At 61.8% G+C, this 15,024-nt stretch carries 13 protein-coding genes; 7 read left to right on the top strand and 6 right to left on the bottom strand.

Annotated features, from left to right (window positions below; translation table 11 throughout):
• Nucleotides 1–155 precede the first annotated feature (155 nt).
• Nucleotides 156–1,637, bottom strand: a complete 1,482-nt coding sequence (locus tag RTI30_RS02270; RefSeq protein ID WP_312261874.1) for a protein adenylyltransferase SelO family protein — start codon at nucleotides 1,635–1,637, stop codon at nucleotides 156–158.
• An 83-nt stretch (nucleotides 1,638–1,720) separates the two neighbouring features.
• On the opposite strand from RTI30_RS02270, the gene RTI30_RS02265 reads away from it, so the two are divergent.
• Together RTI30_RS02265 and RTI30_RS02260 are read left to right on the top strand one after the other, a co-directional pair.
• Nucleotides 1,721–3,001 (top strand): DUF445 domain-containing protein, encoded by a 1,281-nt coding sequence (locus tag RTI30_RS02265; RefSeq protein WP_312261876.1) that lies wholly within the window; start codon nucleotides 1,721–1,723, stop codon nucleotides 2,999–3,001.
• A 140-nt stretch (nucleotides 3,002–3,141) separates the two neighbouring features.
• Nucleotides 3,142–3,468: a hypothetical protein gene (locus RTI30_RS02260; RefSeq protein WP_312261878.1), complete on the top strand. Its 327-nt coding sequence runs from the start codon at nucleotides 3,142–3,144 to the stop codon at nucleotides 3,466–3,468.
• Here RTI30_RS02260 and murI read toward each other — a convergent pair.
• Genes murI through glgC form a run of 5 tightly spaced genes read right to left on the bottom strand, consistent with a single transcriptional unit; the run spans nucleotide 3,465 to nucleotide 10,204 of the window.
• Nucleotides 3,465–4,250, bottom strand: a complete 786-nt coding sequence (murI, locus tag RTI30_RS02255) for a glutamate racemase (RefSeq protein WP_312261962.1) — start codon at nucleotides 4,248–4,250, stop codon at nucleotides 3,465–3,467. The genes RTI30_RS02260 and murI overlap by 4 nt on opposite strands.
• Nucleotides 4,250–5,191, bottom strand: a complete 942-nt coding sequence (locus tag RTI30_RS02250; RefSeq protein WP_312261880.1) for an ROK family protein — start codon at nucleotides 5,189–5,191, stop codon at nucleotides 4,250–4,252. The genes murI and RTI30_RS02250 overlap by 1 nt, the downstream gene beginning before the upstream one ends.
• Nucleotides 5,188–7,188, bottom strand: coding sequence for an alpha-amylase/4-alpha-glucanotransferase domain-containing protein (locus RTI30_RS02245; protein ID WP_312261882.1), 2,001 nt, complete (start codon nucleotides 7,186–7,188; stop codon nucleotides 5,188–5,190). Before RTI30_RS02245 ends, RTI30_RS02250 begins: the two co-directional genes overlap by 4 nt.
• Before the next feature lie 3 nt (nucleotides 7,189–7,191).
• Nucleotides 7,192–8,856: a glycoside hydrolase family 57 protein gene (locus tag RTI30_RS02240; protein ID WP_312261884.1), complete on the bottom strand. Its 1,665-nt coding sequence runs from the start codon at nucleotides 8,854–8,856 to the stop codon at nucleotides 7,192–7,194.
• Between the two features lie 46 nt (nucleotides 8,857–8,902).
• Nucleotides 8,903–10,204 carry a glucose-1-phosphate adenylyltransferase gene (gene glgC / locus RTI30_RS02235; protein WP_312261886.1) on the bottom strand — a complete coding sequence of 434 codons (1,302 nt, stop codon included), beginning with the start codon at nucleotides 10,202–10,204 and terminating at the stop codon, nucleotides 8,903–8,905.
• 155 nt (nucleotides 10,205–10,359) lie between these two features.
• Here glgC and RTI30_RS02230 point away from each other — a divergent pair, with 155 nt between their 5' ends.
• From RTI30_RS02230 to RTI30_RS02210, 5 genes are all read left to right on the top strand, one after another.
• Nucleotides 10,360–10,929, top strand: coding sequence for a methyltransferase domain-containing protein (locus RTI30_RS02230; RefSeq protein WP_312261888.1), 570 nt, complete (start codon nucleotides 10,360–10,362; stop codon nucleotides 10,927–10,929).
• A gap of 33 nt (nucleotides 10,930–10,962) precedes the next feature.
• The gene (locus RTI30_RS02225) at nucleotides 10,963–11,469 is read left to right on the top strand and encodes a chorismate lyase (protein ID WP_312261890.1); all 507 of its coding nucleotides are present in this window, start codon (nucleotides 10,963–10,965) and stop codon (nucleotides 11,467–11,469) included.
• Nucleotides 11,466–12,332 carry a 4-hydroxybenzoate octaprenyltransferase gene (gene ubiA / locus RTI30_RS02220; protein WP_312261892.1) on the top strand — a complete coding sequence of 289 codons (867 nt, stop codon included), beginning with the start codon at nucleotides 11,466–11,468 and terminating at the stop codon, nucleotides 12,330–12,332. Before RTI30_RS02225 ends, ubiA begins: the two co-directional genes overlap by 4 nt.
• Nucleotides 12,333–12,551: 219 nt before the next feature.
• Nucleotides 12,552–14,687 (top strand): primosomal protein N', encoded by a 2,136-nt coding sequence (locus tag RTI30_RS02215; protein ID WP_312261894.1) that lies wholly within the window; start codon nucleotides 12,552–12,554, stop codon nucleotides 14,685–14,687.
• A 129-nt stretch (nucleotides 14,688–14,816) separates the two neighbouring features.
• On the top strand, nucleotides 14,817–15,020 hold the full coding sequence (locus RTI30_RS02210; protein WP_163098445.1) for a cold-shock protein: 204 nt from the start codon (nucleotides 14,817–14,819) through the stop codon (nucleotides 15,018–15,020).
• The last annotated feature ends 4 nt before the right edge of the window (nucleotides 15,021–15,024 follow it).

Below are 15,024 nucleotides of genomic sequence, written 5' to 3'. Positions count from 1 at the left end.
CCGGTAAAACCCCCGGATCCGGTACCCGACATGTTGAACCTGCATGGCACTCCTCCCTCGCCAAAGAAGTGCCAAAGGTTTGTGAACTTATGCAGGAGATGCATGCAACCACTTGTATTATTAACGGCGTTTCTGCCTCAAAAGCAGAGCCCCGCTCAGGTCCCGCAAAAGGTGCGGTAGGGGCCGAAGCCGCCGGGCATGGGCTCGCTGTAGGGCAGATACTCCGGGCGGGCGCTGTAGGGATTAGCGAGCACTTCGAGGAGCTTATGCAGTGGGCGCCAGTCGTCGGCCTCGCTGGCAGCGGCCAGGGCGATCTCTACTTGATGATTGCGGGGAATATAGATGGGATTGACGCGATCCATGGCCGCGCCAATGGCCGACTGCGGGCGATCGGTACCGAGGCGCTGCAACCAACGCTCCCGCCACGGCTGCCAACTTGCCGGGCTGGCGGGGATGCCCAGGCGCTGCCGCTCCGCCACTGGCATGGCCTGCAGATCTGCCGCCAAGGAGCGGAACGCGAGGGTAAAATCCTGATGCTCGTCGGCAAGAAGCTGAAGAAAATCTTCCAAGAGGGCATCGTCCGTTTCGCGCACCGCCAATATCCCCAATTTTGCGGCAAAAATCTCCCGCCAGGCCTGCTGGTAGCGCGCTGGAAAGCGCTGCAACACGTCGGTGAGCTGGGCAATGGCGTGGTCGACATCCGCGTCCACCAAAGGCACGAGGCACTCGGCCAAACGCACCAGATTCCACTGCCCGATGCGCGGCTGCTCGCCATAGGCATAGCGACCATTCTGATCGATGGAGCTGAACACCGTGGCCGGGTCGTAGGCATCGAGAAAGGCACAGGGGCCGTAATCGATGGTCTCTCCGGCAATGCTCATGTTGTCGGTGTTCATCACTCCATGAATGAAGCCCACCCCCATCCACTGGGCAATGAGCCGCGCTTGCCGTTCCATGACTGCGGTAAGGAAGGCCAAATACCGAGTGCCGCCGGCTTCCGCCTGCAGTTCCGGGTAATGACGGGCGATGGCATAGTCGCAGAGACGGCGCAGGAGCGCCTCATCTTCGCGGATTGCCACATACTGAAAGGTGCCAACGCGCAGATGACTAGCCGCCACCCGCGCCAAAATCGCCCCCGGCAGCGGACGCTCGCGCTGTACCGCCTCGCCGGTGCGCAATACCGCCAAGGCGCGGGTGCTGGGAATACCCAGGGCATGCATGGCCTCGCCGAGAACATATTCGCGCAACATCGGCCCAAGGGCAGCCTTGCCGTCGCCCCCGCGCGAAAACGGTGTGCGCCCCGAGCCTTTGAGATGCAGATCCCAAAGCCGCCCCTGGGGATCACGCCATTCTCCCAACAACAGAGCGCGCCCATCCCCCAGCTGCGGGTTGAAGACGCCAAATTGGTGACCGGCATAAGCCTGCGCAAGGGGACGACTGCCAGGAATCGGACGTTGCCCGCTGAGCAGCGCCGCAGCTTCTGTGCGCAATGGCGCGAGGGGAAGACCCAATTCGATCGCCAAGCCCTCGTTCAGCAGACAGAGCTGGGGGTTGGGTATCGGTGCCGCTTGCCAGGGCGCGTATAAGCCCTCGAGTTCCGCGGCAAAATCGGCTTCCAGACGCAATTCCCTCTCCATACCCGCCTCCAACGCTTTCTGCTTGGGCACAATGACAGAAAGGACAGTGCCCCGGCAAGCCGTGGCAATGCTATGCTTGCCCCATGACCCAGTCTGCCTCCACCCGCTTACGTCAGAATCGACGTCTGGCCCTGGCCCTGCTGCTCTTTGCCTTTGCCCTCTTCCTCTGGGCCGCCCTGGAGCGCGGGCGCGGACCCTATGCTTGGCTACTCGCCGGTAGTGAGGCGGCCATGGTCGGCGCTCTCGCCGATTGGTTTGCTGTTGTTGCCCTGTTTCGCCATCCTCTTGGCATCCCCTTTCCCCATACCGCCATCCTCCCCCGCCGCCGCGATCGCTTGGCACAACGGCTGGCGGAGTTCATCCGCACCCATTTTTTGCAAGAAGAGGCCATCCTGCGTCTTATTCAGCGCGCTTCCTTTGCCCGCGGGCTTGGCGTTTGGCTGCGCCGGCCGCGCAATCGTGCCATCCTTGCCGAGCAGCTCCAGCAATTGCTCTACCGGGCCTTACAGTTGGCGCAACTCGAGCCCCTACGACAGGCCCTCGGCGCCAGCTTGGCGGCCCAACTGCGCAGTCTCGATCTCTCCCATTGGAGCGCCCAGCTCCTGCAACTTCTTACCGAAGATGGACGCCATCAGGCCCTGCTCAGTGATGCCATTGCCCGCCTCGATGGCTGGCTGCAGCAGGAGAACGTGCAGGAAGAATTGGCCCTGCAAATCGAAAAACTCCTACAACGGGCCTACCCCACCCTCTTTTCCTGGTTGGGAGTAGTCATCGACCCGGCGCAGTTCAGTCGCAATCTGGCTCGCAACCTGGTGCGCGCGGCCCAGGAAAGCTTGAGCGAGATTCACCAAAACCCCGAGCATCCCAAACGCCAAGCCTTCGATCGCTGGCTACACGAGAGCTTGCAGCGACTGCAGCAGGATCCCGCGCTGCAGGCGCGTATCCGCATTTGGCAAGAGGAGCTGCTTGCCCATCCAGCAGCGCGCGACTACGTGTATCGCGTGGTCGGCGACCTGCAGCGCTGGTTGCTGGCAGACTTGCGGGCAGCAGACTCCCGCAGTCGGCAACTCCTCCTGCGTGGTGCGGCCTGGTTTGGAACGCTACTCGCCAAGCAGCCGGCCCTCCGCGCCGCCATCGACGGCTACCTGGAAGATAGCGTGCGGCGCCTTTTCCCCAGCCTGCAGGCACGCTTTACCCATCACATCGAGGAAACCATCCTCGCCTGGCCCCTCGCCGACATGATCCGCGTTCTCGAGGAGGGAATCGGTAGCGACCTGCAGTACATCCGTATCAACGGCACCCTGGTGGGCCTGCTCCTCGGACTCTCCATCCATGCCCTTTTCCTTCTCCTCGGACAAATCTGACTGGCTCTTTCGGACCCTCAGCTAGCTGCCCATGGTTCCTTTTGGGGCAAAACCCAGGGCCAACTCGCGGAATCTGACAGGGAACATTTTTTGCTTGGGCTGAGTTCGTGGGATCCATCGAAAGAAAGGAGGAATTCATTATGAAGCCATTGCTCATCAGCGGTCTTGCCTGCGCGGCCCTTCTCTGCAGCAGCGCCGCCTTTGCCGCCAACGCCAGCGAAGCCCAACAGGCCATTGGCGCCGCCAAGGCGGCCATGGCCAAGGCCGCGAGTATCCATTATCAGTGGTTGGCCACCCCCAAGCTCTTGCAAGAAGCGGAGGCAGCCGAAAAAGCAGGCAAATATGATGAGGCGGTGAGCAAAGCCAAGAATGCCGAAGAGCTCGCCAATCTTTCCTACGCCCAAGGCGAGGAGCAAGCCAAGAAATACGGCGTCACCCTCGGCAAAGACGGCATCTCCCTCGACTAGTAGGGCAAGACTTCTACCTCGGCGCCGCTGCTCCGGAGTAATTGCCGGGCGGCGGCGCGCTTTTCCGTTGCCGCAGCAGAGGCCCTGAGGCGTAGCACCAACTCCTCGGGCAATGCCCCGGGACCGCCCGGCTCTTGCCTGTGCAGCAGACGGTAGAGCTGTCGCGCCACACCATCGTTGCCGTCAAAGATCGGCAAGCCGCCGGACCAGGTGCGGATCTCTTCCCGCAACCAGCAATAATGGGTGCAACCCAAAACGATGGCCTGACTTGCTCCCAGGCCGGGCGCAACGTGATGCTGCCAGTATGCGGCGGCCTGCTGACGCCAGTCCGCCGCTTGGCTCTCGACGATCTCCATTAACCCGGGGCAAGCCAGGGGCCGCACCCGCTGCTCCGTATCCCATTCCCGCCGCAGCCGCGCGAGCTTCTCGCCGCGCACCGTAAGTTCCGTGGCAAGGAGCAGAACCTCGCCAGGGCTGGCAGCCAAGGCCTGCTTGATGGCCGGCTCGATACCGATCACCGGCATTGCTGCCTGCTGACGCAAAGGCGCCACGGCAGCACTGGTGGCGGTGTTGCAGGCAATGACCAAGGCATCGACGCCCAACGCGGAAAAATGCTGGTACGCGGCCTCGGTGAGTTGGCGAACTTCGTCGGCACTGCGGTCGCCGTAGGGGGCATGGGCGGTATCGGCAAAGAAAAAATACTCCGCCTCCGGCAGCAAGCGGGCGCAGGCCAGCCAAGTGCTGAGCCCGCCCAAACCGGAGTCGAATACCCCTACCCGCATCAAGACGAGAGCAGCTCCTGCGCGAGCAGGGCGGCACCGCGCATCCCGGCATCGTCATCGTGATTACCCGGTCCAATTTCTACCGCCTCGCGCAAGACCGGAATCAGGTTGGCACGAAACTGCTGCACGAGTTCATCGCCAAAACAGTCCCAGGCGCCACTCAAACCGCCACCAACGCGAATCTGTCCACAATCGAGCAGCTTTGCCGCGTGCGCGAGGGCGGCGGCGAGAAACTCCGCCAAGACCTGAAAGGCGCGCCGCGCCTCCGGATTCCCATCACGAGCCAGTTGGGCAATGATCAGCGAATCGGCATGCATACCGCTATATTCGAGGTAGCTGGAAACCAGCCCCTGTACCGAGGCATATTGCTCCAAGCAGCCCTGATTGCCGCAGCCACAACGGCGCCCACCGGGAACGACGATGAGATGCCCGATTTCCATGGCCGTGCCATGTTGTCCCCGCCACGGTCGCCCCGCATGCACCCAGCCCCCGCCAACACCGGTGCCTAAACCCACATAGAGGAGTGACTGCAATTCGGGATGGCTTTGTTGACAGCTGCGGAACTCCCCAAAGGCAGCGGCATTGGCGTCGTTTTCCAACACCACCGGCACCTGCAGGTGCTCCGCGAGAGCGGCTTCCAGAGCAAAATCGTGCAATTGCGGCAAATTTGGGGATTGATGCAGGATGCCATCGGCGGTAATGAAACCAGGAAAAGCCACCCCTACCCCCGCCAACTGTGGGCATTGCTCGCGCAGACGATGAAAACCGCCGGCAAGGGCGTCCAATACCAGTTGCTGGGCCGCTTCCGGGTTTGCAGCCTGGGCGCAGCGCTCCGCCAGATTCACTTCGGTGCGGTAGCCGGCGACGCACTGATCCCCCACATAGACCCCAAAGCGCAGGTTGGTGCCGCCAACATCGATGCCCAGGTAGCCGCTGTTCATGCGCGCCGTACCCGCACCTTCACCGACTCGGCAAAGCTATCGCCCGCCAAAGGCCAATGCAACTCCAAGACCCAGGCCTGCATGATCTTTTCGAAGCCAGCCTCGGATTGGGAGACGGTCTGGTGCGGCCAGGCCCGCCAGGTCGTGCGTCCATCGAGGCTGATCTCCACACTACCGCCAAGAACGGCATCCGTTAGGCGGAATTCCCGCGCCTCGCCGCCACGCTCCGCGGCAAAGCCACCAACTACTTCGCCATCGACAAGGAGGCAACCCGCCGGGCCATCGCAGCTCGGCATGGCAAGATACAGTCGCGTTTGCAAGGTCGATTCGGCGCCAACAGCGCTGCGCTCCCCCGAGTAATACACCGAAAGCTCCTCGCCCTCGAGCACATAGACCTTGTCGATTTGCCAGTCTTGGGCCTGGCTGCGGAAGTGCGGAGTCTTGGCCGCGGCGACCGGCTCGTAGTGCAGGGGCGGCTGGCCATCGAGAGTGTCGAGGAAGCTCTGACAGGGGTAGGCATCGAAAACCAGATCCTCGCTGTGGATGGCGGTCTTGAAGCTCACCCGGTCATGGGCCGAAGCTATGCCGCTGCCGTGCTCGCCGGAAGCCGCCGTCTCGCCCTGGCGAATCTTGTCGTAGTAGGCCTCATCCCGCCGCGCCAGGGTATCGGCAAGATCATGTTCGGTGGGGTAATGATTCCACTCCTGAATGCTCGCATAGGGGAGATGCAGTACCACTTGCATGGCAGCGCTGTGATAAAAACACTCCTCCCGCCCATCGAGATCGACATCGTCCCAATATAGGGCCGGGCGCTTGCGTAGGGCATCGAGGCCCGCCTCGAGACGGGTGAGGTGGTGATGCACGGCGCGGCGCAGATGCGGCAGATAAATGCCACCAAAAAGGCCATGCCAGTAAGCATCGTTGGCCTGGGCGGCATGCAGGTCGGCACGCAACTCTGCGCTTTGCTGCCGCTTGGGCAAGGCATGGAAACGCGCCGACAGCTGCAACATGCGCTTGTGCATCCAGTTGGCCTCGGGGTAACGATGCAGAAAACCCTTCCAGATCCCGCCGCGAATCAGCGCCTTGCGGCCTTCCAAGCGACCGGCATCGCGTTCCTGAGCGAGTAGCTGCGCGTATTCCCGCGCCACATTGGGGCTCAAGGTCCAGGCATTCATCTCGCTGTAGGATACCGTTGGCAGGTAGATCATACCGCGCGGCCGCGACTCGCGGCGGTAGGCAGCAAAGTGGCGGGGCTGGATGCGGTCGGAGGCGAGTACCGCCTCGATGAATTGCGCCAGCCACCCGCGGCCGTAGACCCAATCGTAGGTTTCCGGCCAAAGCCCAAATTTCTCGATGTCGTCAAAATAAATTGCCGCGCTGCCCGGCTGCTCCTCGCCCTGTTGCTGCAAAAAGGCGATGGCCTCGGCCACTTCCGAAAACGGCAGACGATAGCGTAGCGCCTCGGAAATGGGGAAAACGTCGATGGCCTGGCCATTTTCCTCGGTGCGGTAAAAGCTGCCGAGATCCTCCCTCTCCAGGCCGGCACAGAGAAAATGATAGTCGTCCACCACCACATAGCGGATACCCGCATCGACCAGGGCGGGAACCACCGAAGGGTCCCAGACCCGCTCGGTAAGCCAAGCCCCCTCGGGACTCTGCCCAAAATCCGCCTGCAGACGCGCCGTCATGGCCTGCAATTGCTCGAGGCGATCGATTTGCGGTATGGCCGCCAGCACCGGCTCCGTATCCCCGGCGCCCACCAGTTCCACCTGGCCGCGGGCGACCATGCCGCGCAGCAGGGCGAGGGTTTGCGGATGGTGCTCGGCAATGTAGGCAAGCAGCCAACCGCTGCTGTGAAAAGCAAAGACAAAGTCGGGATAGCGGTCGAGCACCTCCAAAAAGGGGTGATAGCAACGCTCGACGGCGTCATCCACTACCGACGGGAAATTGCCGATGGGTTGATGGGCGTGGACACCAAAGAGGAGGGGCAGGGGCATGGCTTAGTTTCCTTCGGCTTGACCGCGTCGCATGGTACCACCCGCTTCGGCGTTGCCGCCGCCTTGGCTGATGGCTTCTTCAAGTTCGGCTGGGGTGGGCAGCTCCAGAAGCGCGTAAAGATGCCGCAGATGATCGCGATAGAGGGAGTCGAAATCCCGCACCGCATCGGCAGGATTATAGTCGCCAAACCACCAGAACCAATCGGAGCCCTCGCAGCGCGCTAATTGCTGACGAATTTCTTCCTGCCGCGCCGGCGCAAAGCTAGCAATCTTGGCATCCACCGCCGCCTTGGCGTGACAGAGCAGGTCCCAGGCCCGGTTTTTGGCCGGGTCGCCAATCCAGGTGCTGAAATTGCCGTAGACCCAGCTGCCGGCCGCCAGCACCGGGATCTCTTGCGCCACATCCCCATGCTCGCGGACGAAATCGCCAAAGGTACAAAGCTGTATATGTGGGTGATTGCTGAGCAGTCGATAGAGTTCGCTCAAAAAATAGTAGCCGTTGTAGGGATAGTATTCCCAGGCATTTTCGCCATCGAGGATGATGCTGACGACTGGTGCCGGCTGATCCTGGGTGTCCCGCCAGATCGCCTCCAAGCGTTGCAAAAAATCCGTTGCCGCATCGTGGCCAGACCAGGTCTTATAGTCGAAGCCGATGCGATCGGAGAGGGCATCATCCCGAAAAAAAAGCTGCAGCCGGGTGCCCGAGAGACGATAAGGGCGGTAGAGATACTCCGCCCGCCCCCCCGCCGCACCGGTTTCGGGGTAGGAGTGGGCCAAACTGCGCCCGAGCACCCCCTCTCCCGAAGCAGCCCAACTCAACCCTTCGCCGTCGAGGAGCTGGGCAAAGGCCGCCGAAATACCCCCCTCAGCGGGCCAGATCCCAGCCGCCTCCCGCCCAAAATGCTCACGGTGACTGGCCAGCGCCCTCTGCAACTGCCACTGCACCCGCTCGGCGCCGCCTGGGTATGCTGGAGAAACTGGTAGAGGCGCATCCGGCAGGCCATCGTGGGCGCTTGCAAAATCGAGAAGCAGCGGCGCAATGGGATGCTGGTAGGGCGTACTAGAGAGCTCGATCTGCCCGGCCTCGGCAAGGGCACGATAGCGCGGCAGGAGCCCCTGGATCGTCTCGCCCAGGTAGTCGAGCAGGGCCTTGCGGTCGGCGTAGTCGAAGCCGTTGCCTTTGGCCAGCAGCCGCTGCAAGAGAGGACTCTGCCGGCGCAGGGTTTCGCCGGTCCAGGCAAGGTGGTACCAGACAAGCAGATCCGCAAGGTATTTCACCGAAAGGTAATCGCTCATTTCCGCCGCGTCCTGGCGAATGAACTCCCACAACTCCTGTAAACGGCGATAGGCGGGAAAGGGCGTGAGCATGTGCTCTGGATCGAGACGAAAACACTGTTGGAGCAAAGCGTGCCGCTGCGCACTATCGAGGGTTTTGAGATCGGGAGCGGCGAGGGCCTGCAGGAGAGGATCGCGGAAGACGCCGCTACGAAACTGTGCAGCGTAGTCATCGAGCTGCTCGAGCAGCACCGGGACAAAGTTGAATACCGCTCGCGCCTGGGGGTTGGCCTCGAGGTGCGCGACCATGTCGGTGTAGTCCTTACAGGCGTGCAGATAGGTCCAGGGAAAACGATAGGTACCCGCTCCATCACGATAATCGGGCTGGTGCATGTGCCAACACAAGACCACGTGCAGGGAACGAGCGGGTGTCATGACATCAGCGCACGAAGTGCAGTTGCTGACCCAAAGACTCCGGCGTGATCAGGGTGACGCCGTTGGGGGTGCGGTAGAAACGCCGCGCGTCCTCTTCCGGATCTTCGCCCACCACCAAGCCCGCGGGAATGATCGCGCCCTTGTCCACCACCACCTTACGCAGACGAGTACCCTCACCCAGGCGCACGTTGGGTAGGATCACCGAGTCCTCGATCAGGGTATTGCCGTCATTGACGCGAACATTGGAGAACAACAGGGAGCGACGCACCGTTGCCCCGCTGATGATGCAGCCTCCGGAGACGATACTGTCGAGGGCCATACCGCGCCGACCGTCGTCATCAAAAACAAATTTGGCCGGCGGCAACTGCTCCTGATAGGTCCAGATGGGCCAGCGACTGTCGTAGACGTCGAGATCGGGGGTAACGTGCACGAGGTCGATGTTCGCCGCCCAATAGGCATCGATGGTGCCGACATCGCGCCAATAGCAGCGGTGACTGTCGGAACCACTCATACCGCTGGTTACGCAACTGTGCCGGAAGCGATGCGCCATGATCCGATAGCGCGACACCATGTAAGGGATCAGATCATTGCCAAAATCATGACTGGACTGAGGATCGTCGGCATCGCGAATGAGTTGTTCGTAGAGAAAATCGGTGTTGAAGACATAGATGCCCATGCTCGCCAGTGCCTTGTCTGGATGTCCCGGCAAAGGACTGGGATCGGCCGGCTTCTCCGTAAAACCGATGATCCGATCTTCATGGTTGACGGTCATTACCCCAAAGGCGCGCGCCTCGGCAATGGGAACCTCGATACAGGCAACGCTCATATCGGCTTGGCTTTGCACGTGTTCGGCAAGCATCTGCCCATAGTCCATACGGTAGATATGGTCGCCAGCCAAAACGAGTACATAGCGCGGGCGATGGGCACGCAAAATATCGATATTTTGAAAGATGGCATCGGCGGTCCCTTTGTACCAGCCGGTATTCATACGCTGCTGGGCGGGGAGGAGTTCGATGAATTCGCTGAATTCGCCGCGCAGAAAGCCCCAGCCGAGCTGCAGGTGCCGAATGAGGCTGTGGGCTTTGTACTGGGTCAGCACCCCCACCCGACGAATACCAGAATTGATGCAATTCGAGAGGCAGAAGTCGATGATGCGAAACTTGCCACCAAATGGAACCGCAGGTTTGGCCCGCCAATCGGTGAGGGGACCAAGGCGACTGCCGCGGCCACCGGCCAGCACCAAGGCCAGACTGTTTTTGGTGAGATTGCTAACGAAACGCGGAGAACTGGCAACACTGTCGGGCATGGTGGCAACTCCAGTAGATATGGGCCGCGAAATAGTCCTGTTAGCAGTAGTATAACAATCCTGCCGTTTTTTCCTTCTACCTGCTACTCTTTAGTTTGGAAGATATCCCAGAAGCAGCGACGCGGGCAAGCGCTCCCCCCAATCGAGGATGGTTCATGACAGAAATGCAACGGCGTACCGGTTTTTGGCAGTTCAGCCGCGAGTTTCTTCGCGACCCCCGCGGCATTGGTGCCCTCTTCCCCAGTTCTCCTTTCCTCGCCCGCCGCATGGCAGGGCTGGTACCCACCGGCGATGGCACGGTGATCGAGCTCGGGCCCGGCCTCGGCCCGGTAACCCGCGCTCTCCTCGAAGGCGGTATCGCCAAGACCGATCTTGTCTTGGTCGAACGTTCCCTCAATATGGTCCAGCACCTGCGCGCACAATTTCCGGGGGTAGAGGTGATCCACGGCGATGCTGCCGAACTAGCGACTTTGGTTGCCGACCGCTTGCCTGCCCGCGCCATCGTTTCCAGTCTACCCTTGCGCAGCATCCCGCCGCAGGTGGTGGAACGCATCCTTGCCGAACTCCCCAAATGCGCCCAACCGGGCACGGCACTCATTCAATTCACCTACCATCCCCTGAGCTCCTGCCGCGGTCTGAGTCCGCGGTTCGGCCATAACCGCGCCAGCTTCGTCTGGCGCAATCTGCCCCCCGCCCGGGTCGATCGTTTTCTGTTCTCGGATTGACCCCCCCGGCAAAAGGCCGGATCATTTCTCCCCATGCGACCACGCCGACACCCCCATGCCCCTGCTGCGCTTTGGCCCTGGTTGCGTCTGCCGGCTTCCTTTACCAGCGCCCTGCGCCGCGCCTATGGTGCAGCAGAGTGGCCGCGCGCCCGAGTCATTGCCTGCGGGCGCGGGCGCGCTCGACTAGAGGAAAGCAAGGCCCTGGGACTGCGACGCGGCGCTTGGGTCTATTGGCGAGAGGTTCAGTTGCACGGACCGGATGCCCAACGTCCCGCCATCTGGGCGCGCTCGAGTTTCCCCCTGCGCGCCATCGGCCAGGGGCTCTTGCCCCTGACCCGTCATGGTGGACGTCCCATCGGCAATACGCTCTTTCGCCATCGTCGCCTACGCCGTAGCCCAATCCAAATTCAGGTTCACCCGGTCTTTGGCGAAAGCCGACGCTGGCGCCGCTCCTCGGTATTGCGACGCGGCCCCTGCCGCGTTTGGGTCGAGGAGCACCTTCTGCCCGATCTTCCCCACTGGCGCGGGCGCGGACGATGAAGCTGAGCTGGCGCCAACGCCTGCAGGCCTATGCCGGCCTGATGCGCATCGACCGTCCCATCGGCACCCTACTACTGCTCTGGCCAACTTACTGGGGTCTATGGATTGCCGCTGGCGGCACTCCGCCCTTGACCTTGTTTCTTCTCTTTACCCTGGGCACCTGGCTGATGCGCTCGGCAGGCTGCGTTATCAACGACTACTTCGATCGCGATTTCGATCGGCAAGTTGCCCGTACCCGCCATCGCCCCCTCGCCAGCGGCAAAATCTCCCCGCGCGAGGCCCTCGTTCTCTTCGTCATCCTCTGCCTGCTGGCCGCTGCCCTATTGCCGTTTTTCAATCGCCTGGTCTTTTATCTTGCCCTGATTGCCGTTGCCATCAGCGCCGCCTACCCGCTTTTCAAGCGCTTTACCCATCTGCCCCAGGCCTTCCTCGGGCTGGCCTTTTCCTTTGGTATACCGATGGCTTTTGCGGCAGTGCAGGATCGCGTGCCCGCCCTCGCCTGGTACCTGATGCTCGCCAATGCCTGCTGGGTGATCGCCTACGACACCGCCTATGCCATGGCCGACCGCCCGGATGACCTGCGTGCCGGCATCCGCTCTACCGCCATCCTCTTTGGGCGTTTCGACTGGCTGGCCATTTTGCTGCTCGAAATCGTCATGCTCCTCATCCTTGCCGCCATCGGTCATACCCTGCGGCTTTCCTGGCCGTACTGGTTCAGCCTGCTTGGCGCCGCTGGCCTCTTCCTGTACCAGCAGAGCCTGCTCGATGGCGACCGCGATCGCGCCTTCCGCGCCTTTCTGCATAACAACTGGGTAGGACTCTGGATTTTCTGGGGATTGGTCGCCAGTTTGGGGCATGCCTGAAGCAAGAATGGGTAATCACTTATACACAGTCTTGCCGGGCTCGACCGGCAGACGACGGGAATCAACGGCTTAGGATGGGATTGCAAAAAATAAATATAAAACAACGAGTTAAAAATGCCTGCTTTTTAGGCATGGAGAAAAAACGCTGTCCACTCAGAACCTTTTCGCAGTTCAACCCAATCCACTCACAGACTTATCCACAGAATTTGTGGGCAACTCATGGCCAGTGAAGAATCCTGCCTCGAAGTCGTGGTCTTCACCCCGCTGCCGCAGCGTTTTAGCTATCGCTGCGCGCTCCCCCTGCCCCTCCCGGGCTGCCGGGTCCGCGTCCCTTTTGGACGCGGTGAGCGCGTCGCCATTGTCGTCGCCGCCGCCCCTTGCCCTCAGGATGTTGCGGTCAAAAATGTTACTGCCATCCTCGATAGCGCACCTTTGCTGCCGGCGAGCCTCATCCAACTTCTGCAATTTGGCAGTGACTATTACCACTATCCCTTGGGGGCCGTTTGGGCAGCAGCCCTGCCCACCCGGCTCTGTCAGGGACACCCGGTACCCCTCCTGGAGCCCCAGGCGTGGCGCTGGCGCGCCGATGTCGCCTTACCCACCCAGGGTCTCGGCCCCCGTCAGCGTGCCTTGGCGCAACGGCTGTGCGCCGGGGTCATCGAGAGCAGCAGCCTCGACAGCGCCGACCGCCAGCGTCTGCGCCAATTTCAGGCCGCCGGCTGGGTCGAGCCAGCGACGAAAGTAACGAGCCTGCTCCACCCTGGACCGCAGCTCGAAGGCGAACAGGCCGCGGCCGTCGCGGCCTTGCGCCAAGCACGGGGATTCCAGGCATTTCTACTGGATGGGGTAACCGGTAGCGGCAAGACCGAGGTCTACTTGCAAGCGATGGAAGAGCACATCGCCAATGGACGCCAAGTGCTTTTTCTCGTGCCCGAAATCGGCCTGGTCGAGCAGACCCGGCGCCGTTGCGCGGCACGCTTTGGCGCCCAGCGGGTAGCGATCTACCACTCCGGACAAGGCGACGGCGAAAGACTGCGAGTCTGGACCCAGGCGCGCGAAGGCGAAATCTCCATCCTCCTGGGTACGCGTTCGGCACTCTTCGTACCCTTGGCAAGTCCGGGGCTGTTGGTCATCGACGAGGAACACGATCCCTCCTACAAACAGCAGAGCGGCTGGCTCTATTCCGCCCGGGATCTGGCTCTGCGCCGCGCGCAGCTGGAGAGGGTCCCCATCGTCCTCGGCTCCGCAACTCCGGCATTGGAAAGCTTGCACAATCGCGCCACCGGGCGTTTTACCGATCTACGCCTGCGCCAGCGCGCCACGGCTCACACACCGCCGCGCATCGAAATCCTGCCCCTGCGGCGCAAGCGCCTGCTTACCGGCCTCGACCCCGACCTCTTACAGGCCGCCGCTACCCAGCTGGCGGCCGGACAGCAGGTTCTTTTCTTTCTCAATCGCCGTGGCTATGCGCCGGCCCTGCTCTGCCGAGAGTGTGGCCACATCCCCCACTGTCGGCGCTGCAGCGCCGCGCTCACCTGGCATCGCCGCCTGGGGCGTCTACGCTGTCATCACTGCGGCTGGGAAAGTAACGTGCCGGAGCACTGCCGCCAGTGCGGAGCGACGGAGATCCATGGCATTGGGGTGGGCACCGAAGGACTAGAGCAGCTGCTGCGCGAGCGCTTTCCCGACATCCCCCTGCTCCGCGTCGACCGCGACGAAGTACACAGCTCCCGTCAACTTGCCGAGCGCCTGCGCGCCATCCAAAACACGCGCCCGGCAATTCTGTTGGGCACGCAGATGCTCAGCAAGGGACATCATTTTCCTGATGTCACCCTGGTGGGCATCGTCGATGTGGACCAAGGCCTCTACAGTGCCGACTTTCGCGCCAGCGAGCGCCTGGCGCAAACCGTCATTCAGGTAGCCGGCCGCGCCGGCCGCGGTGATGCCCCGGGCCGGGTACTGCTGCAAAGCTATCTGCCCGAGCATCCGCTACTGCAAGAGTTGCAGAGTGGCGACTACGGCAAAGCGGCGGAACGCCTGCTGCAGGAGCGACAAGCCGCCGGTCTGCCCCCCTTCAAAGCCATCGCCCTGCTCCAAGCCGAGGCGCAGCAGATGGAACGGGTGCAGGCCTTTTTGCAAGCCGCGCGCCAGCATCTGCGGGATCTGACTTGCACCGGCCCCCTGCCGGCGCTGCTCGAGCGTCGCGCTGGCTTCTACCGTGCTTATCTCTGGCTGGAAAGCGACAGCCGCGTCCAGCTGCATCGCGCCCTGGCCAGTGCCCGCGAGCAGATTGCCTCCCTCCCCGCGGCGCGCCGGGTACGTTGGGGTATTGACGTCGATCCGCAAAATTTTTGAATCGCAAGCATCGGCCCGTGGCTTGGTGGGGCATGCGCAGATTCAGCAAGCAAATGCAGATTTGCATTCATGGCCAAAAGGCCTATACTCGAAAATGCCAGTTCGGCAATTTTTTATTTGGGGTGTAACATGGCGGTTGGTACGGTAAAGTGGTTTAACGACAGCAAGGGGTTTGGTTTCATTACGCCGGAAGATGGCAAGGAAGATGTATTCGTGCATCACTCCGCCATCGAAGGTTCTGGATTCAAGACTCTTGCCGAAGGCGAGCGCGTCAACTTCGAAGTGACGCGTGGTCCCAAGGGTCTACAGGCCGAGAAGGTCCGTCGGGCGTAATTCG

This window comes from Candidatus Igneacidithiobacillus taiwanensis (assembly GCF_031962545.1).
Taxonomy (GTDB): domain Bacteria; phylum Pseudomonadota; class Gammaproteobacteria; order Acidithiobacillales; family Acidithiobacillaceae; genus Igneacidithiobacillus; species Igneacidithiobacillus taiwanensis.
Note: the sequence above shows the minus strand (reverse complement) of the source record. Positions and strands in the feature narration are given on the sequence as shown.

What these genes read in the sequence shown, in the direction of transcription:
- ubiA (WP_312261892.1), top strand. Translation starts at nt 11,466, where the DNA reads ATGAAGCTGAGCTGGCGCCAACGCCTGCAGGCCTATGCCGGCCTGATG.
- RTI30_RS02265 (WP_312261876.1), top strand. Translation starts at nt 1,721, where the DNA reads ATGACCCAGTCTGCCTCCACCCGCTTACGTCAGAATCGACGTCTGGCC.
- RTI30_RS02225 (WP_312261890.1), top strand. Translation starts at nt 10,963, where the DNA reads ATGCGACCACGCCGACACCCCCATGCCCCTGCTGCGCTTTGGCCCTGG.
- RTI30_RS02250 (WP_312261880.1), bottom strand. Translation starts at nt 5,191, where the DNA reads ATGAACAGCGGCTACCTGGGCATCGATGTTGGCGGCACCAACCTGCGC.
- RTI30_RS02210 (WP_163098445.1), top strand. Translation starts at nt 14,817, where the DNA reads ATGGCGGTTGGTACGGTAAAGTGGTTTAACGACAGCAAGGGGTTTGGT.
- RTI30_RS02240 (WP_312261884.1), bottom strand. Translation starts at nt 8,856, where the DNA reads ATGCACCAGCCCGATTATCGTGATGGAGCGGGTACCTATCGTTTTCCC.
- glgC (WP_312261886.1), bottom strand. Translation starts at nt 10,204, where the DNA reads ATGCCCGACAGTGTTGCCAGTTCTCCGCGTTTCGTTAGCAATCTCACC.
- RTI30_RS02260 (WP_312261878.1), top strand. Translation starts at nt 3,142, where the DNA reads ATGAAGCCATTGCTCATCAGCGGTCTTGCCTGCGCGGCCCTTCTCTGC.
- RTI30_RS02270 (WP_312261874.1), bottom strand. Translation starts at nt 1,637, where the DNA reads ATGGAGAGGGAATTGCGTCTGGAAGCCGATTTTGCCGCGGAACTCGAG.
- RTI30_RS02245 (WP_312261882.1), bottom strand. Translation starts at nt 7,188, where the DNA reads ATGCCCCTGCCCCTCCTCTTTGGTGTCCACGCCCATCAACCCATCGGC.
- RTI30_RS02215 (WP_312261894.1), top strand. Translation starts at nt 12,552, where the DNA reads ATGGCCAGTGAAGAATCCTGCCTCGAAGTCGTGGTCTTCACCCCGCTG.
- murI (WP_312261962.1), bottom strand. Translation starts at nt 4,250, where the DNA reads ATGCGGGTAGGGGTATTCGACTCCGGTTTGGGCGGGCTCAGCACTTGG.
- RTI30_RS02230 (WP_312261888.1), top strand. Translation starts at nt 10,360, where the DNA reads ATGACAGAAATGCAACGGCGTACCGGTTTTTGGCAGTTCAGCCGCGAG.